The organism is Candidatus Baltobacteraceae bacterium (assembly GCA_035502855.1).
In the GTDB taxonomy this organism is placed as follows: Bacteria; Vulcanimicrobiota; Vulcanimicrobiia; order Vulcanimicrobiales; family Vulcanimicrobiaceae; genus Aquilonibacter.
This window is the reverse complement of record DATJTX010000021.1, coordinates 218698-243315: the sequence shown is the minus strand read 5'-3', so window position 1 is coordinate 243315 and position 24618 is coordinate 218698. Positions and strand designations below refer to the sequence as shown.

Below are 24618 nucleotides of genomic sequence, written 5' to 3'. Positions count from 1 at the left end.
AACTCGAATAAGGATTGCACATGTCTCGCCAATCTCGGCGCGCAGCAGCACGCCGCAAATCGTCACCATCGGCACGCCCCTACCTGATCTGGGGGAGCGTCGCGCTCGTCGTTTGCCTCGGCATCTTTGCCGTCGTCACCGGCCGGCACAGCGTCCAGGGCGCCGCATCCCAGGCTCCGATCCTCAGTTTCATCTCGACCGGCGATCAGGCGCCGAATTTCAGCGTCACCACCGATCGCGGCCGGTTCTCGCTGAGCAGCGCGCGTAAGCCGGTTCTTCTCGAACTCTTCGCGACGTGGTGCCCGCATTGCCAACGGGAGACTGCGACGATGAATCGCCTCTACGAAAAATATTCCTCGCGCGTTCGCTTCATCGCCGTAACCGCGAGCCCATACGGCTCCGACCGGCAGTCGCCCGAAAGCGCGCGGGACGTAGCCGCCTTCATCCAAGCGTTCAACGTCCGGTACCCGGTCGCATTCGATCCGTCGCTACGTGTTGCCAGAAGCTATCTCCAAGGCGGCTATCCCACGATCGTCGTCATCGCTCACGATCGCATTCGGTACCTCACGAGCGGCGAAACGTCGTTCACGACCCTCGATGCTACTCTGCGTACTGTTACATCCTAAGAAAGGGCTATGCACATGACACACCAATTTGCACGTTTCACTTCGGTCCTCGCGCTCGCGATCGCCGCGGCCATCGGCCTCCCGGCGCTGGCGATGAATATGGGCGCCGGCGTCACGATGACGAAGGTTGCGGGCCCATACCGCATCGTGCTGCAGCTGCTCCCGGCCGAACCGTTCTACACTCAGGCGCAGTATGCCAAGGAGCATCCGAAAGCGGGCATGCTGGTCGTCCGCGGCGCCGCGCCGGTCCGGCTCGATGCCCCGACGCACCCGAATCACCACCTCATCGTCCACGTCTACGACAATGCAACCGGTAAAGCGCAGACGACCGCGACCGTAGCGATCCGCTACGCCCCGGCGTCGGGTCCCGCACGCAACCTGCCGATCGTCGAAATGCAGGCGATCGGCAAGGGCGCGCAGTCGACGCACTACGGTAACAACGTCTATCTGCCCAACGGCAGCTACACGGTCACCGTCGACGTCAACGGGAACACGTCGATCTTCCACGTGACGGCCAAGGCGGCGTCGATGTCAAAGATGTAAGCGTTCGGCCGCATCGTGCGGCGAGCGTCCGGCCGGCGTTGAGCCGCTCTGTTGCCTTCTGCCTATTGATAATGTATTATCAGATAGATGTGGAAGCTTCTTGGGCGGCTTTTTGCCGCTGCGATCCTGGTCGGGGCCGGAACGGCTGCCGCGAGCGCGAAGCCGCTCGAGGCCGTCGGTGCGGAGAACTTTTACGCGAACGTGATCGCACAGATCGGCGGTCCCTACGTTCGCGTCTCCAGCATTTTGAATAATCCGAACACCGATCCTCATTCGTACGAATCGGATACGCGCGACGCCTCGCTCGTCGCATCGGCGGATTTGATCGTGCAGAACGGTGTCGGATACGACGCCTTCATGCAGAAACTCGAAGCGGCCTCGCCGCATCCGGGCCGCGCGGTCATCGACGTCGGAGCGTCGCTCGGACTGCATGCCGGCGACAATCCGCATCTTTGGTATCGCCCGCAGACGATGCCCTTCGTCGCCGGCGCGATCGCGACCGCGCTCGAGCGGTTGGATCCGGCGCATCGCGCGGTCTTCGAGGCCAACCGCGCGCGCTTCGTACGCTCGCTGCAGCCTTGGCTGACGCAGATCGCGCTGCTGCGCAAACGGTACGCCGGTACGCCGATCGCGGTGACCGAGCCGGTGTTCAACTACACGGCGGAGGCGATCGGACTGGACATCAAGACGCCGCGATCGTTTCAATTGGCGATCGAAGAGGGGAACGATCCCGCGCCGCAGGATGTCTCGGCGGTACGGACGCTATTGAGCGGCCGAGAGGTGCGCATGTTCGTGTACAATCAGCAGACGGTCGAGCCGACAACGGTCCAGTTGCTCGAAGTCGCGCGATCCGCGCGCGTACCGGTGGTCGGCGTCTACGAAACGATGCCGGAAGGACAGACGTACCAGAGCTGGATGCTCGCCGAAGTCCAAGCCGTTTGGCGGGCACTTCGAAACGGAACATCGACGGAGCACGTGTACTGAGCGATCATCCGATCTCGGTCGATCGCTTGAGCGTACGCCTCGGCGATCGCGTCGTTCTTCACGACATCACCTTCGATGTCGAGGCCGGTGAATTCATCGGCATCATCGGCTCCAACGGCGCGGGTAAGACCACCCTGCTGCGCACCTTGCTCGGGCTGATCCGGCCGAGCAGCGGAACCGTCTCGATCTTCGGCCGCCCGGTTCGGCGCGGAAACCGTTCGATCGGGTACGTCGCGCAACGCACGGTCGTCGATCCCGACCTGCCGCTGCGCGGATCGGATTACGTCTCGTTCGGGCTCGACGGCGAGCGCTGGGGGTTTGCGCTGCCCTCACGCGCGCGCAGCCAAGAGATCGCGAAGGCGATCGAGGCCGTTGACGCGACCGACTACGCGGATAAGCCGATCGGGAGCCTGTCCGGCGGCGAGCAGCAGCGGCTCTTCATCGCACAGGTGCTGTTGCAGCAGCCGAAGATTCTGCTGCTCGACGAACCGCTCTCGAATCTGGACATGCGCAGCGGGCAAGAGATCGTCAATCTCGTCGCGCGCCTTGCCCGGGAACGCGGTATGACCGTGCTCTTCGTGACCCACGACATGAACCCGCTCACCGGCGTGATGTCGCGCGTGCTCTACCTGGCTTCGGGCCACGCTGTGGTGGGAACGGTCGCCGACGTCGTGAGGGAAGACGTCCTCTCGGATCTCTACGGTTATCACGTCGACGTCGTGCGCGTCGGCGATCGCGTCATCGTCGTCGCCGGCGACGAATCGTGCGCTCATCCGTGATCGCGCAGATGCTCGTGGACCCGGAAGTGCGCGCGGCGTTGATCGCCGGCGCGGTCGTCGCGGTCCTGTGCGGGGCGATCGGCGTGTTCGTGGTGATGCGCCGCGCATCGTTCGCGGGTCACGCGATCACCGATGTCGGATTCACCGGCGGTGCCGGGGCAACGCTGGCCGGCGTGAGCCCGCTCGGGGGACTGCTGACGTTTTCGGTGCTGGGAAGTCTGCTGATCAGCCGCCTGGGCGATCGCGTGCGCGAGCGCGACATCGCGACCGGCACGGTGCTCACCGTGGCGCTCGGCCTCGGATCGCTGTTTTTGTGGATTCAAACGCGCTACGTCAGCGAACCGGCGTCGCTGCTGTTCGGTTCGATCTTTGCGGTGCAGGCCGAGGTGCTGCACGTTACGATCGTCATCGGGAGCGCGGCATTGATCGCGCTCGCGGTGCTGTACCGGCCGCTGCTCTACTCGACGATCAGTCCGGACAGCGCGGAGGCGCGCGGTGTTTCACCGGGTTTCATCGGCGGCGCGTTTCTGGTGCTGCTCGGCGTCGCCGTCGCCGAGGCCGCGCAATTGGTCGGCGTATTGTTGACGACCGCCTTGCTGGTGGGGCCCGCCTCGGCCGCAACCTATTTGACGAAGCGAACCTCGGCGGCGATCGCGCTCTCGATGGCGATCGGTCTTGCGGTCATCACCCTCAGCATCGCTCTGGCCTACGAGAGCTACTACTGGCCGCCGGGCGGCAAGGGCTGGCCGGTGAGCTTTTTCGTGGGCGCACTCTCGCTTGCCGCGTTCGTCGCGGCACGCGCCGAGGTACGTCGACGCCGCCTCTCGGTACTGATCGACGAGGAAGCGGAGTAGGTTCGCGTCGTGTTGAGCCAAGCGTACATGCAAAACGCGTTCCTCGCGAGCGGTGCTATTGCCGTGCTCACCGGAGTCGTCGGCATTTTCGTCGTGCTGCGCGCCAACAGTTTTGCGGCGCACGCGCTCGCTCAGATCAGTTTCGCCGGCGCCGCCGGCGCCGTTCTGCTGAGACTGGAACCGCTGTGGGGACTGATTGCATTTGCGCTCGCGGGTGCAGCGGGGCTCGGCGTGTTGAGCGTCGGTGGAGCGCGCCGCGACGCAGCAACGGCGCTGGTGATGACGGCCGCGCTCGGAACCGGCGCGCTCTTCCTGGTCTTGAACAACACCTACGCGACCTCGGTTTTTTCGCTCCTCTTCGGGTCGATCGTCGGCATCAGCCGTTCGGCCGTCGCCGGTACGGCCGTGCTCGCGCTGATAACGCTCGCTATGCTGGGCGCGCTGTTTCGTCCGATGCTCTTTGCCACGGTCAATCTCGAAGGAGCGCGGGCGCGCGGCGTCCCGCTGACGCGGCTGAACTCGGCGTTCTTAGTGTGCTTGGCCTTGGCCGCGGCCGCGACGATTCCAATCGTCGGCAGCCTGCTCGTGTTTGCACTCCTCGTCGCCCCGCCTGCGGCCGCGACGTTGCTTGCGAAGAATCCGCTGCAGGCGGTCGTGCTCGCGGTGGTGCTCAACCTGACGTGCAGCTGGGGCGGCATCGTCATCGCATACTACACCACGCTGCCGGTAGGATTCATCATCTCGGTCCTCGCCGCGTCGACGTATCTTGCCGCGCGCGTCTATAACGAGCGCGTTCGCGCGTGATTGCTCTTACATGCGCACCGCGGCGCAGTGGACCTCGCCGGTTGCATCGCCGATCGCGAGCAGCGCGTCGTCGGGCGACCACGCGAGCTTGGTAACGGCGGCCGGCGTCCCGAAGGTCACGAGGGAGTCGCTGCCGCGCAGGGGTTTCCACAGGCGAATCTCGCCGCCGTCGCAACCGCTTGCGAGCATGCCGCTGCGCGAGAAGGCGAGAGCGTTCAGTCGATCCTCGTGCCCTTCCAGGACGAGCGGCTCGGTGCCGCGCGGCCCTTTTCCGCTGCAATTCCAGACGGTTACGTCGGCGCCGCCGCCGGTCGCGAGATAACGAGAATCAGCGCTCCACGCCAACTCCTTCACCTTGACGGGATAACCGGACATCTCGAGATCTTTGCCGCGCGCCACGATCCAAAAATGAACCGTACGGTCTTGATCACCCGTCGCGAGAAAGCGCCCGTCGGGACTCCACGCAACCACAAGTGACGAGCCCCGCCACTCGAAGAGGCCGGCACGCGCATCGAGATCCGTTTTCCATACGTGCACGCCGCCGTAGCCGCAGCTCGCAAGCCTCGCACCATGCCACGCGATGTCGCTGATCGTGCTCGCGAGCGGGGGATACTGCCGCACGAGCGAGCCGGTCGGCGAAACGAATGCCAAATGCTTGCCGGCAGCGACCGCGATGACATCACCCGAGGGGTTGAACTCGGCGCGTACGCCCCACGAATCGGCAAGCTCGCACTCCGCCGTCAGCGCACCATCGACCAGACTCCAGATGCGAAGTGCGCGGTCTTGCCCGCAGCTCGCCACGCGATCGCCGCCGGGAACCACCGAAATGGACGAGAGGCTGAAATCGTGCGCCTTCCAACGCCGCGCGATCGTACCGTTCTTTACGTCAATACAGGCAATATCGCCGTCGACACCCGCGGCGACCAGCGTCGTACGATCGCTCGTCCAGCGCAGATCCGCGATGTGACTTTCGATGCCGGCGCTCCAGAAGATCTCGACGTCGAGCGCCGCGCTCACGCCAGGCATTGCTCGAACCCCGAGAGGAGTTCGTACCGGTCGAGGTTTCGTCCGATAAAGATCAGCGAGTTCGCGCGCTCATGGTCGCCCCAATCGCGATCGGGACCTCCCGTCACCAGCATATGCACGCCGTGGAAGACCCAGCGGCGGTCGTGACCCTGCACGTTGAGCACGCCCTTCATACGAAAAATATCTTGCCCGCGTTTGGCGACCAACTCGCGCAGCCACGCGTTGAAGCGGTCCGCATCGACCGGCTGCGCATGCTCGATGCCAACCGAGGAGATGCTGCGATCGTGTTCGTGATCGGGCTTGAAGTAGCGGCTGAAGGATGGAACCTTCGCTTCTCCATCCGCCGGCGCGAGCGTCATCGCATATTCCTCGGGCCGGTGCTCGGTGTAAAGCGCATAAAGGCCGCGTTGTGCGATCGTGACGGAAAACGTCATCGGCGAGCCCCGCAGCTGCAATTGGGCGCACGAGCCGTCGGCGGGAATTTCGCCGTCAGGGAGCACCGTACGCCGTTCGGAAGAGAACGCCAGCGTGACCTCACGCAGCGTCGCCTCGAGTGCGCAAGCATCCGCACCGTCCAGCCGCCGAACCGCGAGGTTCATCGTTGCATCCGGGCCCGGCGCGAGCATCAGCCTATGTTTACCCGCATCGAGCGCATAGATCGCCGCCCACTCGAACGGATATTCCGGTTCGAGAAAATTGCGGTCGACTTCTTTCGCTCGCGCGAGCGTGAAGGCCCCTTGGTCGAGAATCTCGTTCATCTCGACCGAGGCGCCTTGCGCGCGCAGCACTCGAGCCGCGCCGTTCATCGAACGAATTCGCGCTTCGAGCCGCGCCAAGTCCGCTTCGACGACCAAATCGGTCTTATTCAGGATCACGACGTCGGCAAAGGCGATCTGCGCTTTGGCCTCGCTGCTGTCGACGAGACGCTCGGAGACATGTTTCGCATCGACCAATGTCACGATGCCGTCGAGACGGAGCTGCGACGAAATCTCGTCGTCGACGAAGAATGTCTGAGCGACCGGTCCGGGATCGGCCATGCCGGTCGTCTCGATCAGGATGTAGTCGAACTTCTCGCGGCGCTTCATCAAGCTGGGCAGAATCCGGATGAGATCGCCGCGCACCGTGCAGCAGATGCATCCGTTGTTCATCTCGAAGACTTCCTCGTCCGCGCCGACTACCAGTTCGTGATCGATGCCGATCTCGCCGAATTCGTTCTCGATCACCGCGATGCGTTTGCCGTGCTGCTCGCTCAAGATGCGATTGAGCAGCGTGGTCTTGCCCGATCCAAGGAATCCGGTTAGAACCGTGACCGGTACGCGCGTATCAGTCTCGGCGTTCACGGCGAGAACCGCACGCCCACGCTGAACGTGCGCGGAGCGGCATAGTGGTTTCCCTGCGCGTTCAGCAGCGTTACGTAGTAGTGATCGTTCAGAAGATTCTGAATGTCGAACGTCAGGGCCGTCTTCGGACCGATCGCGACGCCCTTCTCAGCACCGAAAATGATGTGTGGCGTCTCCGAGCAGAACAGGATCTGCGTCGGACACACTGCCGACGATAATCCGCTGCCGTACTCCTCGTCCATCGAGAACCATCCGCCGCGCATGTCGCGCAGCAAGAAGCCGCCGTTGATGGTCCAGATCTGCTCGTGGTCGGCCGGTGTGAAGCCGGTCGGCTGACCGTAGCACGGCGCGAGAAGCTGCGTCTCGCATCCGCTGTTCAGCGAGAGCAGGTGGGCGAAGGCTACGTAAGCCCGTCCGCCGCGCGGGAGCGGCTGCGTGTAGTTGAGCGCCTCTTGCGATATACGCCCGAGCACGTAGTTGATGTCCTGGTGCAGCGCCGTCACGCCGACCTGCGTATCGTCGATCAGGTCGTTCGCGTTCTTCTGCCAGACGCGCCAACCGAGGTCGCCGCTGCCGAGCGGCAGATGACCGCCGATTTCGAGGTCCGTGTCGCGTTCGGGCTTGAGATCGTACTGCGCCGCCGGCTGTGTCAGACAGTCGGAGAGAGGCGCACCTGTGGGCACCTTACACTGCAGCGGGATGTTCAGCAGGTACGCCGCCTGCGGGCTGACGTTCTCGAACGAGGGCGGTTCGAAGAACCGGCCGATGTAGGCGTAGACATTGGCGCGATTCGACCAGTAGCGCGTCAGCTTCAGGCGCGGGCTGGTCGAACCGAAACCGTCGAAAAACGACGTCGATTTGATGGTGAAGAAATCGTAGCGCACGCCGTAGTCCGCTTCCCATATGGGCGAGATGCGCCACGTATCCTGCGCGTACGTCGAATACGTGTTGCCGATATTCGGCGCGCTGTCGACGACGGTAGTCGGTGCGTCCGGCGTGGCCGGCGTAAGCAGCGGCGCAAGGAAGTTGTCCGGCTGCAGTGTGACCGCGTAATACTTGTCGACGAGCGTACCATCGTAGGTCGCACCGGCTTGGAATGTGTGGTTTCCGTAGCTGCGCGTGAAATCGCTCTGCATGATGTAGTCGAACGCGGTGCGATTGTCGTTCAGCGAGACGGCGCATGTCGTGGGCAGATAGTTCGGATTTGGATCCATGGCGCAATCCGCCGAGGTGCCGCCGTTGCCGTAGGGCGGCGGCGTAAGATTGATCGTTTCGCCGTAGGCAAAGTCGCCCGGCGCGTCGCCGAAATCCTCGATGTTCGACGATTTGAACGCCGGCCCGAAGTTCCACGCGCCGACGTCGCCGATCGAATGGTGGTACTGCACCGAAAGGAACACGTCTTCTTGGTTTTCGTTGTCGTCGGTATTCGCCGGCTCGCCGAAGTCCACGTCATTCGGGATTTGGAACGTGGCCGTGCTGTGGACGAACGTCACGTTCGTGTAGTTGTTTCCGCCGCTGGGGAGCGTGAAACGCGCGAACTGATTCACCGAACTGGCCTGGTTATGCGGCGAGTTGAAATCGGGTGGATCCAAGCCGCGGTCCGTCTGCATGCCGCTGAACGCGATGTCGTAGCCGCCGCCGCCGGCGAGCGGCGAGTGGAAGCCGATCGTCGAGTTGACCGTGCCGAAGGAGCCGTAGGAAGCGTTACCGTCGAAGCCCGCCGGCCCCGTCCCCGCGCGCGTCGAGATATTGAACACCGAGCCGAATTTCAGTCCGTACTGCGCCGGATACGCGCCCTCGATGAGATCGATGTACGAGACGTCGTTCAGGTTGATCTCGCCGCCGATGTCGCGATTGAGTTCCTCGGGCAGCATGACGCCGTCGAGCTGATAGTCGATCACGCCGTGATCGCCGTTCATGTGCACGACGCCGTTCGCGCCGCGCGCGGCACCCGGCATTTGGATCATCATCTCCGAAAAGGTGTTGTTGTAGGGCATCTCGGTGAGCGCGGTGCTGTTGAGCACGACGTCGCCGCCGCTACCGTGGACGGTGCTTGCAGAACGAACGGCGACCTCGGCGATTTGCTTGAGCGCTCCCAGCGGGATCGTTATCGCGGCTCCGCCGATCGTCAGATCGACGCGCGCCGCTCCGGTCGCGTTACCGTACGAGGCGGTGAGCAGATACGACCCGAGCGTGAGCGGCGGAAAGCGGAAGTGACCGCGCGCATCGGTCGTCGTATGCGTGGTCAGGTTATTTCCGGCGGCCGTGACCGCCGCGCCCGCAACCGGCTTGCCGTCCTGCATCACCGATCCCGTGATAAACGCGCTCGGGTCGCCCGCCAACGACGGTACAGCCCAGAACAGGAGCAAGGCTGCAGCGATAAGCGCTGTGCCGGAACAACGCCGCAGGAACGGCTTCATGAGGTATCCTCTCGCTTCGGGAACTTGCGATTTCTACATGATAATATGTTATCATTATCATGAAGTCAACCCGGACTCGGCCGGAAGGCGGGACCGGTGGGCTCGGGTGAAATGCCGTAGGGCGAGGGATTGTGGTGATTCAGAACAGCCGAAAAACGAAACAGCGTGACGCCGTCCACGCCGTCCTCGAACACGCCGACCATCCGCTGAGCGTAGCCGAGCTGTTCGAGGCCGCCTCAAAACACATCGACGGCCTGGGGGTAGCAACCGTCTATCGAGCCGTCAGTGCGCTCTTGAGCGAGGGCTGGATCGAAGCCGTCGAGATCCCCGGTGAGCCGGTTCGCTACGAACGCTCTGACAAAGGCCACCACCATCACTTTCAGTGCGAGAAGTGCGACCGCGTCTTCGATCTGTCCGGGTGCGTCGAAAATCTACGAACCCTCGTACCGCCGAAGTTCCGCGTGAGCAGTCATGCGGTGACGCTTTTCGGCACCTGCGCGACCTGCGCGCGCTAGCGGCTGAAGGATTCCTGGGAGGACTCGCGCTTTTGGCGCGCGGAATAGCCCGCTTCGCCAGATGAACGATTCCTTCCAACGCCCGATCGTCGTCACCGGCGCAGCCGGACTTATCGGCAGTGCGCTCGTTTGGGCGCTCAACCGCCGCGGAATCGAGAACATCATCGCCGTCGACCGCTTGGACGATTCCGAGAAGTGGCGCCACTTGGTGCCGCTGCGCTTCCTCGACTACGTCGACGCGGAAGACTTCGCCGAGTGCATTGCAGAGCAACCCGATTATTACGGTCAAGTCGGGACGGTCTTCCATCTCGGCGCCTGCTCCTCGACCACGGAGACCGACGCCGATTACCTCGTACGCAACAATTACGAATACACGAAGGCGTTGGCGCAATGGGCCCTCGACTCGGAAGCGCGCTTCGTCTACGCCTCCTCCGCCGCCACCTACGGCGGGCTCGAAGACGGACTCTCCGACGAGGCCGATCTGCGCACGCTGCGCCCGTTGAACATGTACGCCTACTCGAAGCAACTCTTCGATCTCTACGCGCAGCACAGCGGTATGAGCGCGAAGATCGTCGGTCTCAAGTATTTCAACGTGTTCGGCCCGAATGAAGACCACAAAGGCGAGATGCGCAGCATCGTTCACAAAGCCTACGAGCAAATCCGCGCGAGCGGCAGCGTCAAGCTGTTCAAGAGTTACCGTCCCGAGTTTGCCGACGGCGAGCAGCGGCGTGATTTCATCTACGTCAAAGACGCGGTCGAGATGACGATCCACGTTGCAGCCAGCTCGCTCACCGGTTTGGTCAACATCGGTTCCGGCCGCGCACAGACGTGGCTCGAGCTCGTTCGTCCGATCTTCGCCGCGCTTGGCGTCCCCGAACGGATTACGTTCATCGAGATGCCCGAGCAGTTGCGCGCGAAGTACCAATATTCGACGCAGGCGATCATCGAACGCTTGCGCTCGAGCGGTTATGCCGCGCCGCTCACACCGCTCGCCGAGGCGGTCCAGGATTACGTCACCAACTATCTCGTGCCGGCGCGTGTGCTCGACCCGGCGCAGCAAGAAGCCCTCTCCATCCGATAACGAGGACCGATGTCAAACTCCCGTTCCGAGCGCCGCCGCCAAGCGCGCGGCGGTTCTGCCCCTCCGCCAAAGCGCGACCCGATGACGATCGTGTACATCAGCGCGGCCGTTCTGGTCGTCGTGGTCATTGCGATCTTCGGCATCGCCAGCTGGTTCTCGAACATGCAGCAGCAGCGGCTGCGAGCGCACGATACGCAGACCCCGACCCCGGCACCCTCGAGCGCCTTTGTCGGAAAGCCGATCCAATTGCACGACGGAGACGTGATCGGCAAGCCGATGATCAAGCTGCAAAAAAACGGGCTGCCCGATACGCCGACGGGCGGGCAGGGTCAACCGGTCGACACCATTACATGCGGAGGCATGGAGTACGATACGCTCCATGTCCACACGCATCTCGCGCTCTTTTACCACGGAACGCAAGTTCAAGTGCCGCGTCTGCTCGGCGCCGCGCCGGTTCCTCCGCAGGGCTGCTTGTATTGGATTCACACGCACTTCCCGGACGGCATCATCCACATCGAATCGCCGGTCTTCGCTCCGGAAGGCAGCAGCGGATTTGTTCTGGGCATGCTTTTCGACGAGTGGGGCCAACCGCTCACGCGCGACGACGTCGCGGGTTTGAAGGGTCCGGTGATCGCGTATGTCAACGGCGCGCTCTACAACGGTGACCTGCGCACGATCCCGATGCGTTCGCATCAACAGATCGTCCTCGAGATCGGAAAACCGACGGTCCCGCCGCCGGACTACATCTTCCCCCCGGGAGACTAGACTTACTTCAGCGCGGCGTTGAGGGCGCTAGCCAACTCCTGATAGGGGACTTCGCCGCTGTTCAGATACGTGATCGTCTTGTTGCGATCGATGATCGCGATCGTCGGATAGCCGCCCTTGAGATAGAGTTTGGCGACGGTTAAATTCGGATCGTACGCCCCGATCGGATACTTGACTTTGAAGCGAATCTGAAAATTGAGCACGTCGAATTGCGATTCGGGCGACGAACCGTCCATCGCGGTGTCGCTGCCGGGGATCGCGATGAACGCGACGCGCGAGCCATACGCCGCGTAGAGCTGGTTTAGCACCACGGTCTCGTGCTGACAGTGCGGACACCAGGTCGCGAAGATCTCCAGGAACACCGGTTTCTTGACCTTGGCGAGATCGAAATACCCGGCGGTCGAGGGAATGGCGAATTCGGGCGCCTTTTGTCCCATCTCCGCCGCCGCGTTGACCGGCGCGGTCGACGCGTTTTGCAGTTGTGACGCGTGGCGGGCGTAGAGCACGCCGGCGACGATGAGGGCAAGGATGACGACCGCCGAGAGTACGGCGAGCACGCGTTGGTTCATCGAGAACGCAATCTCCGATCGAGCGCAAGAGTACCCGGGGCGCCGACAGCGATGAACGCGGCCACGGCGGCGAGGGCGAGGTCAAAGGCGACGTGCGGCCAGTCGGCGACTGCGACGTCGCCGGGTCCGAAGCACCCGCAGTTCGCCGGGATCCCGCGTAGCACTGCCGAGGCGATCGCGCCCGCGTAGAGCACGAACTGCGCGGCGGCAACGATGCCCGCGAGGCGGGTGAAGAGGCCGAGGGTCAGATAGAGTCCGAGCAACATTTCGAAATATGGCAGAATCACGGCCATCGGCGCGACGACCTCGGGCGGCAGCAGGCGAAAACCGGCGATCGCCGAGGCAAGGTCGGCCGGGTGCGCGACCTTGAGCGCTCCGGCGCCGATGAGGAGCAATCCCAGCAGCAGGCGGACGAGCAGGACGGCGAGAGGCATACCGGGGCCCTTTCGAATCGCAAGGACAGCGATCTTTCATGGAGGGTCTGATACCTAATTTAGGCTAACCTAACAGGGCCATGGCCACCCTGGAAACGCCGGCCGCTGCCGGCGCCTCGCCGCATCGCTCCGTCTGGGGGCTGATCCTGCGTTTTCTGGCGGTGACCGGGCCGGGATTGATCGTGGCGTTCGCCGACACCGAGGCGGGCAGTGTCACCACCGCCGCCGCATCCGGGGCGCAGTTCGGCTACAAGCTCATCCTCTTGCAATTGCTCTTGATCGTGCCGCTTTTCGTCGTGCAAGAGATGACGGTACGTCTGGGAATCACGACCGGCAAAGGTCACGCTCGCTTGATCCGCGAGCACTACGGCCTCGGGTGGGCGTGGGTGTCGCTCGGTACGATGCTGATCACCAACGTCGCGGCGCTCGTCACCGAGTTTGCCGGCATCGCGGGCGCGGCGCTGATCTTCGGACTGCCGGCGGCACCGCTCGTGATCCTCGCGGCACTCGCATTGGTCGTGGTCATCTTCACCGCGTCCTACAAACGCGCCGAGGTGTTCGCGTTCGCGCTCTGCTCGATCGAGTTGCTCTTCATTCCGGCTGCGTTCGCGGCGCATCCGCCGGTCCACGCGATCGTGATGCAAGGCATCTTCGGTTCGCAACCGCTGCACGACTACGGCTACCTGATGCTGATCGCCTCGAATATCGGTGCGGTGATCATGCCGTGGATGATCTTCTATCAACAGAGCGCGACGGTCGACAAGGGCTTGAAACTGCCTGATCTGAACTTCGCGCGGTTCGATACTGCGCTCGGCGCGGTGCTCACGCAAGGCATCATGTGCGCGATCATCATCACGACCGCCGCGACGCTCTTCGTCCACCACATCCAGGTCAGCGACGCAGCGCATGCGGCGCTCGCGTTCCAGCCGCTGGTCGGACGGTTTGCTGGCGTAACCTTCGGCGTCGGATTGATCGGCGCATCGATGCTCGGTGCGTTCGTCGTTTCGCTGGCTACCTCGTGGGCGTTCGGCGAAGCTTTTGGCTGGCGCTGCTCGCTCAACGACGGCCTGCGCGCCAAGCGTTTCACCGCGCTCTACGTCGCGTGTGTCGCGGTCGCGGCCGCCGTCGTCTTGATTCCGAATTTGCCGCTCATCGCGATCACGCTCTATGTCGAGGCGTTCAACGGCTTCGTGCTCCCGATCGTGCTCGGCTTCTTGCTGGTACTGGTCAACGACAAGCGCGTGATCGGCGACCGGCGCAACACCGTACTCGGCAACGCGATCACGTTTTCACTGTCCGCGGTCATCGTCGTGCTCGGCGTTTGGATGATGATCCAGACGATTCTCCATCCCGGCGGGTGATGAAGCGAACGTTTCGTCTCCCCCTTGCAGTACTTCTCTCTGCGTTGCCGGTCGCGTGCGCGGTCTCGCCGCACTTCACCGGAACTGCGCTTCCGCCAAGCCCCGCGCCCAACTTCACCCTCACCAGCGATATCGGAAGGTCATGGACGCTTGCCGCACAGCGCGGAGAGGTCGTGGCGCTCCTCTTCGGGTTCACGCACTGCACGGACACTTGCCCTGATACGCTGGCCAGGCTCTCCCATGCCCTGCAGCGCGACCACGCGACCGCCAAGACCGCCGAGATCGCGTTCGTCACCGTCGACCCGCTTCGCGACCGGCCTGCGGTCATGCGCAAATGGATTCGGCAGTTCAGCGGCGCCAAAATCGTCGGCTTGACCGGCTCGCAGGCCCAGATCGACAGAGTCGAGCATCTTTATCACGTGTGGTCGAAGAAAATCCCGGGCAAGCGCGGCAGCGATGACTACGACGAGGAGCATAGCGCGTTTACGTTCTTGATCGACCGCTCGGGGGACGAGCGTGTGGTGCACAGCGACGACGACTCGCTCCGTGACTTCGCGGCCGACCTGCGAACGCTTTTGCAATGATTCGTCTACTGCTGCTGCTCGGCACGCTGCTTCCGTTTCACGGCGTGGTCATGGCGCCGCTCGGCAACGGGCAAGCCATCGTGCGCGGCGACGCGATCACCCTGACCGTCCCCGCGAAAACGCGCCGCTTTCGGCTGACGCCGGCAATTTCGCTGCGGCCGGGAACGGGCGTCGACGCCTTCCTCGACCGTTCGACGACGCCGTGGACGCTGCGCGATCCGGTCGCAGCCCCCGCGTTCGCCGCCGGCCTTCCCCAAGTCGGCAAAGTGATCGCGGTCGACATCGGCAAGCCGCTGCCGCGCGCGACGCTGATCGATCAGGACGGCCGGCTCGTCCAGCTCGCGACCGCCTTTCGCGGAAAGACCGCACTGATCTCCTTCATCTACTCGCGCTGCCCGGACACCGACGTCTGCATCGCGATCAGCACCAAGTACGCGCAGCTACAGCACGAACTCGATCCAGCGCACTTCGCCCTGGTCGAGATCACGCTCGACCCCCCTTACGATTCGCCGGCGGTCCTGAACGCCTACGGCAAGCGCCTCGGCCGGGATTCGGGGGTCTGGTCGCTCCTGACCGGCACCGGATCCACCATCGAACGCGTGCTCGACGAATTCCAGATCTCCTCGCTGCAGACCGACTCGGCCACCTACGTCCACAGCGACCGGCTCTATATGGTCACGCCCCACGGTAAAGTCGCCTACGTCATCGACACGGCGGAATGGGACCCGCGCACGGTGGTCGCGGAAGCGCGTCAGATCGACGGCATGAGCAGCAATCCATTCGAACGCTTCAAGCTCTCGCTGATCGCAAGCGTGGTCGCGTTTTGCGGAGGCAGCCAGTACGCCGGCGTGGTCCTGCTGGAGACCGCGCTCTTCATCCTTATCACGATCGTGGTCACCATCGCCCTCATCATCATCGGGCGGGTCATTTGGAGCCGAGCTGCGTAAACTCGGGGCATGGCCGCGCCGCGCAAGCCGTTCGAACCGCCGACTCCGGAACAGGCCGCGTTCCTCGAGCGGGCGATCAACGACTACGGCAGAGCCACCTACAACTACGCGCTGCGCCTCACGCGCAACGAGTCCGACGCCCGGGACCTGACCCAGGAAGCATACATCCGCGTCTACCGCGCGTGGCGCAGCTTCCAGCCGGGCACATCCTTCCTCTCCTGGGTATACCGCATTGTCACGAATCTCCACCGGGATGAACTTCGGCGGCGGAAAGGACGTTATCAGGAGGAGATACCGGAGGACAATGCCCCTCATCGAGTCGGGACTCCGCGGCCCCTGGCCGTCGAGCCCATCGAGGATTTGGTCGAACGGCAGTTCAGCGAGAGCATGTCGACTGCGCTCGCCGCGCTTTCGCTCGAGCAACGTCAGGTTTTGATCCTTGCGGACATTGAGGAATACAGCTACCAGGAGATCGCCGAAATCGTCGGTTGCTCGATCGGAACCGTGCGCTCGCGACTGCACCGCGCAAGGCATCAGTTACGGCGTTTGATCGAGTCGCTTCCCAAACCATCATGAACACGCACATTACCGAAGAACAACTGATCGATTATCTGCACGGTGAGCTGGCCCCGGGCGCCGATGCGGCGTTGCTGCTGCACCTCGAGGGCTGCGGCGAATGCCGCGTGCGCTATGACGCGCAAGCGCGCCTTTCGGAATCACTGCGCGCGTATGCGCGTGCGACCGAGCGCGAACTCCCGCTCGGCTTCGAAGTACGCGTTCGTGCGGCGATCGAATCGTCGCGGGTGCCGGCGCAGCGGAGCCTTCCGGGCTGGGTGCGCCCCGCCTTGGCGATTCCCGTTGCGGCAGTGCTCGCGATCGGGGCCTATTTCACCTACGGTTCGAGCGCAACGCACCGCGGTGCAACGACGATCGACGCCGCGTTTTATCTGGACGACCATGCGGCTCTGACCAGCCGCGTGCCCTTCGACGAGGGCGGCACGGTACCATCGGCGCTCTTTACGACCGAGTCCGTGGATGGCGCGCAGTAGGGAGCCCCTCGGGCTCCCTCGCGCGGGAATCGCACTCGCTGCGGCGTTCCTGACCGGCGCCGCTCACCCGCCAACCGCCGCAAACCTCCTGCGGAGCGCGATGACCGCTCCGCAGCGTGTTTCATACGTCGGTGAGGTTCAGGTTCTCAATTTCGGGGCGGAACGCTCGGACGCCGAGATCTATCGCATCGAGCACCGCGCGCCGAGTCTCACGCGGCGCTGGTATCTGGCGCCGCAAGCGCTTTACGGCGACTCGATCATTTCGCGCGGCCTGACCACCTACTCGATCGACGTGAAGAGCAATCGCGTCGTGGTTTCGCATCACGACCAGCTCGACGACCAGATCGTCGAAGTCGGGAACTTCGGCATATTGATGGCCAATTACACCGCTCAATACGCGCCCGATGAAAAATTCGACGGCCGGCTGTGCCACGTCGTCCTTCTGAACAACAAGTTCACCGGACAGACGATCATGCGGGTGTGCATCGATGCCGGAACCGGCTTAGTCCTCGAGCGCCAGCAATACGCCAGCAATGGCTCGTTGATCGCAGAAATGCGCATCGAGCAGCTGCGCTACACCAACGCGATCCCGCCGGCGCTCTTTACGCTGCCGCCGGGCCTGCAGCGCGTGAACGGTGCGGCGCACGGTCAGCTTTCGGGCGACGTGCAGCAGGTGATCGCCTCAGCCGGCTTCGTCGCGGTGGTGCCGAAGTATCTTCCCGAGGGGCTCCATCCGATCGCCGGCGACGTCACCTCGATCAAAGGTGTGACGACGCTCCACCTGCTGTATTCCGACGGAATTCGCACGGTCTCGTTCTTTCAAAACGAAAAGAACGCCGCAGTCGACCTATCGCGGTATCGCGTAACCAAGACCCGCGTAGCCGATCACCCGGCACAGTACGTCCAAGAAGGGCCGACGACGCTGCTCGCGTGGGCGGACGGCAATCGCCATTTCGCTCTCGTCGGCGAACTCAGCCTTGCGGAACTAGAAAAGATCGGCGCGAGTGTGGTACCCTAGCGAGTGATGCCGGAACGCGATTTAGCAACGCTTCTCATCACTATGAAGCCGGCCTTAGACCCACGCGAGTGGGTTTTCTGCTGTGTAGACCGTTCGTTTCCCATCGCCGATGCGCCGCCGCTCTTGATGTTTCGCGAGAGCGAGGGCATCACGATCGTGCTCGAACGAAGCGTGGCCGATGAGTATGGCCTCGACTACGCGTTCAAATCGCGCAGAATAACGCTGCGCGTGCACTCGGATCTGGAATCGGTCGGGTTCACCGCCGCCGTCACCGCCGAGCTGGCCAAGCACACCATCGCGAGCAACGTCGTCGCCGGGTACTACCACGACCACATCTTCGTCCCGCTCGACCGCGGCGAGGAAGCATTGCGCGTCCTGGAAGATCTCAGTGCGGAAAACGCTCGTCGACTACTTTGAGCAATTCGCGCTGCTGTACCGAGACCGCATCGAGGCGAGCTGCGCTGCGCTCGTACTCGCCGCGATCGGTGCAGGTGATGACCTGTGCGACCGAATCCGTTAGCGCGTCGAGGTCGTAACCGCCTTCCAGCACGTAGGCGACCCTACCGTTACTGTATTGCTGCGCGGTGCGATTGATCGCTCGCGCCAACTCGGAAGCAGCCCCGACGTCAACGCCCAGATCGCCCACCGGATCGCCGGCGACGTAGTCGAATCCGGCGCTCACGACGATCAGATCGGGACGAACGAATGCCGCGATCCGATCGAGCAACGCTTCCCAAATCGCGACGAACGCTTCGGTTGCGACGCCGGTTGCCGGCAGCGGGACATTGACCAGCGCATCGCCGCCGAATTCGAGGATTTCGTGACCGGTGCCGGGATACGCCGGCCAGGCGTGCGTCGAGACGTAGCTCAAGCCGCTGCCGGCCGCATCCTGCGACCCGTTTCCGTGATGATAATCGAAATCGACCAGCAGCACGCGGCCGCCGGCCTGAGCCTGATACGCCCGCGCGGCGATTGCCGCATTATTGAAGACGCAGAACCCCATGCCGCGCGCGGATTCGGCGTGGTGACCGGGCGGCCGAACCAACGCGAAAACCGCCTGATTTCCGGCGACCGCCGCTTCCATCGCTGCGACGGCACCGCCGGCGGCGCGGCGTGCGACGTCGAGCGTGCGCGCATCGACGACGACGTCGCCGGTCGAGAGATACCGCGGTTCGGAAAGATCGCCGATCTCGCGTTTGACCAATTCGACGTACCGGTGTTCGTGCACGCGCTCGATGACGTCGTCGGCCGCGTCACGCGCGGCGAGGATGTCGCTTGCCAAACCGCGCTCGCCCAAACGCGCCGCGACGAGCTCTACGCGATCGGGCGACTCGGGGTGCCCGAGATCGCGGAGATGGTCGCCATAGATGGGATCGAAAACGATCTTCACGCCTACCTCATCCCGAGGTGCGACCTCACCTCACGGTTTCGAGGCCGGTTTCTTTTTCGGCGCCGGCTTCGGTGCGGGCTTGCTCAAATCCGCGATCCAGTGCTGGATCTCGCTGTATTGCTTGGTCCCTTTTCGCACCATCGGCAGCAAACGCTTGTAGGCATTCGCGGCTTTTTCTCGCTGTTTCGTCTGCTCGTAGGACCTGCCGGCAATGTACAGCAGCTCCGGATTCTGATCCAAGAAGCCCTTGGCATTGTTATCGAGGACGTCGAAGATCTGCGAGGCTTCTTTGTAGTTCTTCATCGCGTAATCGGCGCCGGCAATACAGCCGAGCGAATCAGGCGTGCGCTGCATCTGGAAGCTCTTGCTGCACGCGTCTTTCGAGTCCGGGTAATCGTGCAAGAACGAATAGGCTTGTCCGAGCATCGCAAATGCCGCCGGATCGGGCTGCAACGTGGTGAATTGCTTGAGGTAGTTCACGGCATCTTGATACTTCTGCTCTTGCAGCGCCAGCTGGCCCAGCCGATTCAAGGCATCGGTATCGCTGCCGTCGATGGACAATGCCGTCTGCCACTGCACCTTGGCCTTGTCGAGATTTTTTTGGCTGGCCAAGTAATCGCCGTAAGCAACGTAGATTTGCGGAACCTTCGGATATTGCGCTATTCCTTGGAGAAAGACGGTCTCCGCTTGCGAGAACTTCTTCTCTCCGACGTAGTATGCCGCTTTGCGCGCAACGATCGCGACCTTTTGCTGATCGTCGGGGGCGGCCACGATCGCGTCGTCATACGCGTCGGACGCCTTTTGGTCGTCATGTTGACGAGCGTAGAGATCGGCTTTGAAAACCAGCGCCTGGACGTTCTTCGGATCGATTGCGAGAACGCGCGCGATCTCTTGCAGCGCAATCGGAATATTGTCTTGCGCCGCATACGTCTGCGCGATCTGGAAGAGTGGGTCCGTGTCCTTCGGATCCTTGGCAGCCGCGATCTCGAACTGCGCGCGCGCATCGTCGTATTTCTGTTCCGAGGCATAGACGGCTCCGAGCATGGAGTACGATTCGGCGTCGCCTTTGTTCAACACGATGCTGCGGTTGGCGATGCGCTCGGCGTCGGTGAAGCGGTTGGCCTTGAGATACAGATCGGTGAGCTGCTCGAGGATACCGATGTTGCTCGGATCGAGGTTCTCGGCTTGCTCCAAATCCGCGATCGCAACGTCTTGGCGCCCCAGCGCCTGCATCGCATATCCGTCCAGATAATACACTTGCGCGGTCTTATCGCCCATCTGGAGCAGATGCTGGGTGATTTGCGCAGCGTAATCCGGACGATTGATTCCCAAGAACTGTCCGGCCAGCTGCGTCATCGCGTCCTGGTCGTTGGGATTGGCCTTGAGCTTGGCTTCCAAACGTGGAATCGCTACCGACGGCGGTTCGGGTGATGCGGTCGGGAGCGCGGAGGGCGAGGGTGAGGGCGACGGCGATGCGGCGTGCTTGTCGCCGCCGAACAGCCCGGCTTGGGCGCTAGGCTGCGTGACGATGAGCAGTGCGGTGAACGCAGCGATCAGCGTGAGCGGGAAGGTGAGGCGTTTCAAAGTGTTCGAGATCCTAACTTATGATTTGGCGGCTTGCACGAGTTTGGTAAGCTCCGGAACGATTGCGAAGGCGTCGCCCACGACCAGGAGATCCGAGAATTCGCCGATCGGCGAGCTTCCATCTTTGTTTATCGCGACGATCGTACCTGAAGAACGCATGCCGACCTTGTGTTGTATCGCGCCCGAGATCCCGACCGCGATATAGAGCGTGGGGCTGACCGTCTTTCCGGTCTGCCCGATCTGGAGGCTGTACGGTACCCATCCGGCATCGGCCGCCGCGCGGGACGCGCCGACCGCTCCCCCAAGCGCGCTCGCCAACGGCTTGAGCAGCTGCTCGAACGGCTCGGGGCCACCGAGGCCGCGCCCGCCGGCGACCACAACCGGCGCTTCTTCCAACGCCAGCTCGCCCGAGCCCTCCTCGACGTCCTTCTCGATCGTCACCGTGTACTTCTTGCCGGCCGGTTTTTCGATTGCTTGCACGCTCGCGCCGCCGCCGCCGGCCTGCGCGGCGAACGCATTGGGCCGAATCGTCACGACCCCGTAATCACCGGGTTTGAGCGCGCACGTGGTGACCATCGCGCCGCCGAACTTCGGCATGATCGCTTCGACCGTACCACCCTCGATTTTGAAGTCGGTTGCGTCGGCGCACATCCCCGCGTTCAAACGGCCGACCAAACGCCCGGCAACGTCCTTCCCGGTCAGCGTGTTGGCAACCAACACGAGCGAGGGACCGATCGTCTTGGCGGCCGCTTCCAAATAATCGATGAGGGGATCGAGCAGAAACTCGTCGACCTGCGGGTCGTCGTTGACGTGCACGACATCGAGCGGATAGGTCTTGAGCGTCTGCGCCAACGCGCTCGCACCGCTTCCCACGACGAGTGCATGCGCTTTACCGCCGAGCTGATCGGCGAGCGCACGCGCCTGCGTCGCCATCTCGAAACTGACTTTCGGCGTCTGCCCGCCCTTGTGCTGAACGTAGACGAGAACGTCTTTCATCTATACCAACTTCCGCTCTTTGAGGAAATCGAAGATCGCTTTCGCACCGGCGGCGCCGTCGGCTGCTTCGACCACGGTGCCTTTGCCGCGCACCGGCGGCGGCGCGAACGCAAGCAGTTCGGTCTTGGAACCACCCTGCCCGACCGCCTGATCGAGTCCGAGATCGCCGATCGCGAGAGCGGCGATCGTCTTTTTCTTGGCCCCCATGATGCCTTTGAGCGACGCATAGCGCGGCTCGCCGAAGGTGAGTGCCGTCGTCATCACGCACGGCAGCGGCGCGACCACGTCTTGATAGCCGGTGTCGGTCTCGCGTTCCAGGCGCAGTTTACCATCCTGCACTTCGGCTTTGCGCACGTTCGTCACCAGCGCAGTCTGCAGGTATTCGGCGAGCGCACCGGGTGTTGCGCCGGTGGAGCCGTCGTCGGAGAGACCGCCGACGAGCAAGAGGTCGAAACCGACTTTTTTGAGCGCGTGCGAGATCGCGTACGAGGTTGCCCAAACGTCGCTGCCCTCGAGCCCCGCGTCGCTGAGCAGCACCGCGTCATCGGCGCCCATCGCGAGCGCCTTGCGCAGCGTTTCCTTGAGCGCTTCCGGTGCCATACTAAAGACCGTGACGGTGGTATCACCGCCGGCCTTCTCTTTGATTTGCAGCGCTGCTTCGAGCGCGTACTCATCGTACGGGTTGAGCACCGTTTCAACGCCGGTGCGCACCAAATGCTTTGTGCCGGGATCGATGCGCTTCTCGGCGTTCGGATCCGGCACAAGCTTGACCGTAACCACGATCTTCACGTGGAGTACTTGACCTCCTCAAACGCGTGGGGGAGAACCCGGCGCCATTAGGGCTGGTTAGAGCTGAATCCTCTGATCGACGACGAGCACGGTCCCACGGGTTGCCGGCAGCGGGCCGCCCGGCTCCGAGGGGAGCCCGGTCAAACCGTAGCGTCGCAGCTGCACCAGCAGCTGCTGCCCGTTTGTGAAGTCCCACTCGCCGCCGAGAAAGGCGACGCCGTAGATGCCCTGGACCGGCGTCGTCGACCAGGTGCCGTTGGCACCGTAGCGCGCGTAACCCGCGGCCGAGACCATCTTCCTTTTCCAATGATGTTGGAAGCTGGCGATCCACTGGGGGTAGTTCATGCTCACGAAATCGGTCGGGTCGATCGCCGGACGATAGGAGCGATCCCAGATCGAATCGAGCACGATGTCGTCGCTCGGCCAGTGCCAGGCGGCATACAGTCCGGCTTGGCGCTGCCACCCGAGGGTTGCGTCGGCGTCGATCTGCGGCAAAAAGAATCCGTCGATCCAGCCTTCCTGCGACGCTTGGGAAAGCGTGATCGGCGTGATCTGGCGCCAGACGTACGCGTCGGCATGCAGTTCCAAACCGCCGCGCGTGTAGTCGGCGTGCGCGCGACAGCCTTCGCGGTTGATGCCGATGATCGCGTTGTCGACTGCCTGATACGTTGATTTGAGCCATTGCCCGGGCCACGACCACGCCACGCTCCACACGTTCTCGGGAACGCCGTAGGGTAAGATCACATCCGCGTAGCGCGGATCGAAACGATAGTACTCGACGCCGGCATCCACATTGCCGTTGAAATGGCGCGTGAAGGCGAAGTGTTCGTAGCTTCCCGGCCGCTGCGTTCCCGGCTCCGCGGCAAGCCCGTCGTGATACCAGCCCTCGCCGAGTTCCACCAAGACGTCATCGCCACGACGCGGATGCACGAAGGCGCGCACGCCTGCAATCGTTTGCACTTGATCCGCGAGTACGCTCGAGAACAGCCGGCCTTGCGCCGTTGGATAGAGCGTCTGATCGGCGCCGAAGTACGTCGTCGTCATAATCGGATCGCCCGAGGTCGTGATGTTCGCGACCTGCGCGGAGAAGCGCCCGCCGTCGCCGCGATCGAGCACGTACGAGCCCATCGCCAAGCGTGCTTGCGTGCCTTGCAAAACGGGCAAGAGCGCGTCGGTGAGTTCGACCGTCGATTGGCCGTGCGTCGTGACCAGATCCCCACCGAGCATCGGGAGCGTCGAAGGCGACGCGCTCCACGAATCGAGGTTCGGCATGCCCGGCCCGAGCGTTTCCGCGTTCTGCACGCCGATCGACGGCGTGACGTTGGTCGCAGCAGCGGGATCGAAGACGAAAAGATCGGTCTGCGTGAGGTTGATATATCCGCCGCTGAGTTTCCAAGCGCCGTCGTTGCTCCCGAGCGATGCAGCATACGGCAGCACCGCTTGCGCCGCGCCGCCTTCGATACCCGCGCCGCCGTGTGTCGGAAAATCGATCGTGTAGTCGATCGGCGAGTGGCCTTCGTGCGGATCGAGCGGCCCTTCCCAGGGCTCACCCCAATACATGAGATTGTTCAAGTCACCGCCGTATGCGCCGACCAGCACTTGCGCATCAAGCGTCAGCGCGCGCGTGCGCTCGTTGGCATCGATGAGGTATTGCAGTTCGCCGGCCGTCCCCGGTGTTTGCGCGGCACTGGTGAACCAGTCGTACGGCGACATCGGTGAGAGTGGGAGCCCGGCGATGAACGCCGGCGCTTCCGGCGGCGAGAGTCCCGGACCCGCTGCCGACTGCGTAACGAAGACGTCGGCGCCTTGCGCGTGCAAGGAAAAGCCCGGCGTCGGCGAGGGCGAGGGGGCCGGGGATGCCGCCGCGGCGGCGATGGGTGTTCCGCCTGCGATCAGCATCGCGGCAACCCAATACGCAAGCTTTCGCACTTGCGCACCTAGATTGAATCCGAACCGCCTCCCGGCCTTCGGGCTAAGGCCGATTTACAGGTGGGGCAGCATTGCGCGCCACGGGCTAAACCGCGGTGCGTCGTCGAACTGATTGGCGCGGAGCGAATCATTGTGCGCGGCCGGTGCAGCGCGAAAGATAAACGCGAATAGTGCTTTCATGACACGCACCCTCCTAGGGGTATCATCGGCCCTCCCTAGGATATTCTAACC

27 protein-coding genes are annotated in these 24618 nt (G+C 63.2%); 16 read left to right on the top strand and 11 right to left on the bottom strand.

The window, feature by feature from the left end; all coding sequences use genetic code 11:
• The first annotated feature begins 20 nt into the window (after positions 1 to 20).
• From VMF11_07420 to VMF11_07395, 6 genes are all read left to right on the top strand, one after another.
• Positions 21 to 626: a TlpA disulfide reductase family protein gene (locus VMF11_07420; protein ID HTU70137.1), complete on the top strand. Its 606-nt coding sequence runs from the start codon at positions 21 to 23 to the stop codon at positions 624 to 626.
• Positions 627 to 641: 15 nt separating this feature from the next.
• Positions 642 to 1169 carry a cadherin repeat domain-containing protein gene (locus VMF11_07415; GenBank protein ID HTU70136.1) on the top strand — a complete coding sequence of 176 codons (528 nt, stop codon included), beginning with the start codon at positions 642 to 644 and terminating at the stop codon, positions 1167 to 1169.
• Between the two features lie 87 nt (positions 1170 to 1256).
• Positions 1257 to 2153 carry a zinc ABC transporter substrate-binding protein gene (locus tag VMF11_07410; protein ID HTU70135.1) on the top strand — a complete coding sequence of 299 codons (897 nt, stop codon included), beginning with the start codon at positions 1257 to 1259 and terminating at the stop codon, positions 2151 to 2153.
• A complete protein-coding gene (locus VMF11_07405; protein HTU70134.1) occupies positions 2108 to 2932 on the top strand; it encodes an ABC transporter ATP-binding protein in 825 nt (274 codons plus the stop codon). The genes VMF11_07410 and VMF11_07405 overlap by 46 nt, the downstream gene beginning before the upstream one ends.
• On the top strand, positions 2929 to 3786 hold the full coding sequence (locus tag VMF11_07400; protein HTU70133.1) for a metal ABC transporter permease: 858 nt from the start codon (positions 2929 to 2931) through the stop codon (positions 3784 to 3786). Before VMF11_07405 ends, VMF11_07400 begins: the two co-directional genes overlap by 4 nt.
• 9 nt (positions 3787 to 3795) lie before the next feature.
• Positions 3796 to 4590, top strand: coding sequence for a metal ABC transporter permease (locus tag VMF11_07395; GenBank protein HTU70132.1), 795 nt, complete (start codon positions 3796 to 3798; stop codon positions 4588 to 4590).
• 6 nt (positions 4591 to 4596) lie between these two features.
• On the opposite strand, the gene VMF11_07390 is transcribed toward VMF11_07395, so the two are convergent.
• Genes VMF11_07390 through VMF11_07380 form a run of 3 tightly spaced genes read right to left on the bottom strand, consistent with a single transcriptional unit; the run spans position 4597 to position 9376 of the window.
• Positions 4597 to 5607, bottom strand: a complete 1011-nt coding sequence (locus VMF11_07390) for a WD40 repeat domain-containing protein (GenBank protein HTU70131.1) — start codon at positions 5605 to 5607, stop codon at positions 4597 to 4599.
• Positions 5604 to 6956 (bottom strand): GTP-binding protein, encoded by a 1353-nt coding sequence (locus VMF11_07385; protein HTU70130.1) that lies wholly within the window; start codon positions 6954 to 6956, stop codon positions 5604 to 5606. Before VMF11_07385 ends, VMF11_07390 begins: the two co-directional genes overlap by 4 nt.
• Positions 6953 to 9376, bottom strand: coding sequence for a TonB-dependent receptor (locus VMF11_07380; GenBank protein HTU70129.1), 2424 nt, complete (start codon positions 9374 to 9376; stop codon positions 6953 to 6955). The genes VMF11_07385 and VMF11_07380 overlap by 4 nt, the downstream gene beginning before the upstream one ends.
• A 134-nt stretch (positions 9377 to 9510) precedes the next feature.
• Between VMF11_07380 and VMF11_07375 the strand changes: the two genes are divergently transcribed.
• From VMF11_07375 to VMF11_07365, 3 genes are all read left to right on the top strand, one after another.
• Positions 9511 to 9891 (top strand): transcriptional repressor, encoded by a 381-nt coding sequence (locus VMF11_07375; GenBank protein HTU70128.1) that lies wholly within the window; start codon positions 9511 to 9513, stop codon positions 9889 to 9891.
• Between the two features lie 61 nt (positions 9892 to 9952).
• Positions 9953 to 10972, top strand: coding sequence for an ADP-glyceromanno-heptose 6-epimerase (gene rfaD / locus VMF11_07370; GenBank protein ID HTU70127.1), 1020 nt, complete (start codon positions 9953 to 9955; stop codon positions 10970 to 10972).
• An 81-nt stretch (positions 10973 to 11053) separates the two neighbouring features.
• A complete protein-coding gene (locus VMF11_07365; protein ID HTU70126.1) occupies positions 11054 to 11737 on the top strand; it encodes a hypothetical protein in 684 nt (227 codons plus the stop codon).
• 2 nt (positions 11738 to 11739) lie between these two features.
• Here VMF11_07365 and VMF11_07360 read toward each other — a convergent pair whose 3' ends face one another.
• On the bottom strand, positions 11740 to 12306 hold the full coding sequence (locus VMF11_07360; GenBank protein HTU70125.1) for a TlpA disulfide reductase family protein: 567 nt from the start codon (positions 12304 to 12306) through the stop codon (positions 11740 to 11742).
• Positions 12303 to 12740: a MauE/DoxX family redox-associated membrane protein gene (locus VMF11_07355; protein ID HTU70124.1), complete on the bottom strand. Its 438-nt coding sequence runs from the start codon at positions 12738 to 12740 to the stop codon at positions 12303 to 12305. Before VMF11_07355 ends, VMF11_07360 begins: the two co-directional genes overlap by 4 nt.
• Before the next feature lie 80 nt (positions 12741 to 12820).
• Here VMF11_07355 and VMF11_07350 point away from each other — a divergent pair, with 80 nt between their 5' ends.
• The 7 genes from VMF11_07350 (at position 12821) to VMF11_07320 (ending at position 18116) form a co-directional block, all read left to right on the top strand.
• On the top strand, positions 12821 to 14101 hold the full coding sequence (locus tag VMF11_07350) for a divalent metal cation transporter (GenBank protein HTU70123.1): 1281 nt from the start codon (positions 12821 to 12823) through the stop codon (positions 14099 to 14101).
• A gap of 44 nt (positions 14102 to 14145) precedes the next feature.
• The gene (locus VMF11_07345) at positions 14146 to 14685 is read left to right on the top strand and encodes an SCO family protein (protein ID HTU70122.1); all 540 of its coding nucleotides are present in this window, start codon (positions 14146 to 14148) and stop codon (positions 14683 to 14685) included.
• Positions 14682 to 15632 (top strand): SCO family protein, encoded by a 951-nt coding sequence (locus VMF11_07340; GenBank protein ID HTU70121.1) that lies wholly within the window; start codon positions 14682 to 14684, stop codon positions 15630 to 15632. Before VMF11_07345 ends, VMF11_07340 begins: the two co-directional genes overlap by 4 nt.
• Before the next feature lie 9 nt (positions 15633 to 15641).
• A complete protein-coding gene (locus tag VMF11_07335) occupies positions 15642 to 16208 on the top strand; it encodes a sigma-70 family RNA polymerase sigma factor (protein HTU70120.1) in 567 nt (188 codons plus the stop codon).
• A complete protein-coding gene (locus VMF11_07330; protein ID HTU70119.1) occupies positions 16205 to 16681 on the top strand; it encodes a zf-HC2 domain-containing protein in 477 nt (158 codons plus the stop codon). The genes VMF11_07335 and VMF11_07330 overlap by 4 nt, the downstream gene beginning before the upstream one ends.
• Before the next feature lie 100 nt (positions 16682 to 16781).
• Positions 16782 to 17699 (top strand): DUF4367 domain-containing protein, encoded by a 918-nt coding sequence (locus tag VMF11_07325; protein ID HTU70118.1) that lies wholly within the window; start codon positions 16782 to 16784, stop codon positions 17697 to 17699.
• 6 nt (positions 17700 to 17705) lie between these two features.
• Positions 17706 to 18116, top strand: coding sequence for an ACT domain-containing protein (locus tag VMF11_07320; GenBank protein ID HTU70117.1), 411 nt, complete (start codon positions 17706 to 17708; stop codon positions 18114 to 18116).
• Here the strand turns inward: VMF11_07320 and VMF11_07315 are convergent.
• From VMF11_07315 to VMF11_07290, 6 genes are read right to left on the bottom strand one after another with little or no spacing between them, the layout of a single operon-like run.
• The gene (locus VMF11_07315; protein HTU70116.1) at positions 18085 to 19089 is read right to left on the bottom strand and encodes a hypothetical protein; all 1005 of its coding nucleotides are present in this window, start codon (positions 19087 to 19089) and stop codon (positions 18085 to 18087) included. The two genes, VMF11_07320 and VMF11_07315, sit on opposite strands and share 32 nt — an antisense overlap.
• Positions 19090 to 19119: 30 nt before the next feature.
• Positions 19120 to 20673, bottom strand: a complete 1554-nt coding sequence (locus tag VMF11_07310; GenBank protein HTU70115.1) for a tetratricopeptide repeat protein — start codon at positions 20671 to 20673, stop codon at positions 19120 to 19122.
• Between the two features lie 18 nt (positions 20674 to 20691).
• Complete coding sequence (locus VMF11_07305; protein HTU70114.1) at positions 20692 to 21669, bottom strand: electron transfer flavoprotein subunit alpha/FixB family protein; 978 nt, start codon at positions 21667 to 21669, stop codon at positions 20692 to 20694.
• Complete coding sequence (locus VMF11_07300; GenBank protein HTU70113.1) at positions 21670 to 22458, bottom strand: electron transfer flavoprotein subunit beta/FixA family protein; 789 nt, start codon at positions 22456 to 22458, stop codon at positions 21670 to 21672.
• 57 nt (positions 22459 to 22515) lie between these two features.
• A complete protein-coding gene (locus tag VMF11_07295) occupies positions 22516 to 24387 on the bottom strand; it encodes a hypothetical protein (GenBank protein ID HTU70112.1) in 1872 nt (623 codons plus the stop codon).
• Positions 24388 to 24441: 54 nt separating this feature from the next.
• Positions 24442 to 24567, bottom strand: a complete 126-nt coding sequence (locus tag VMF11_07290; protein ID HTU70111.1) for a hypothetical protein — start codon at positions 24565 to 24567, stop codon at positions 24442 to 24444.
• Between the last annotated feature and the right edge of the window lie 51 nt (positions 24568 to 24618).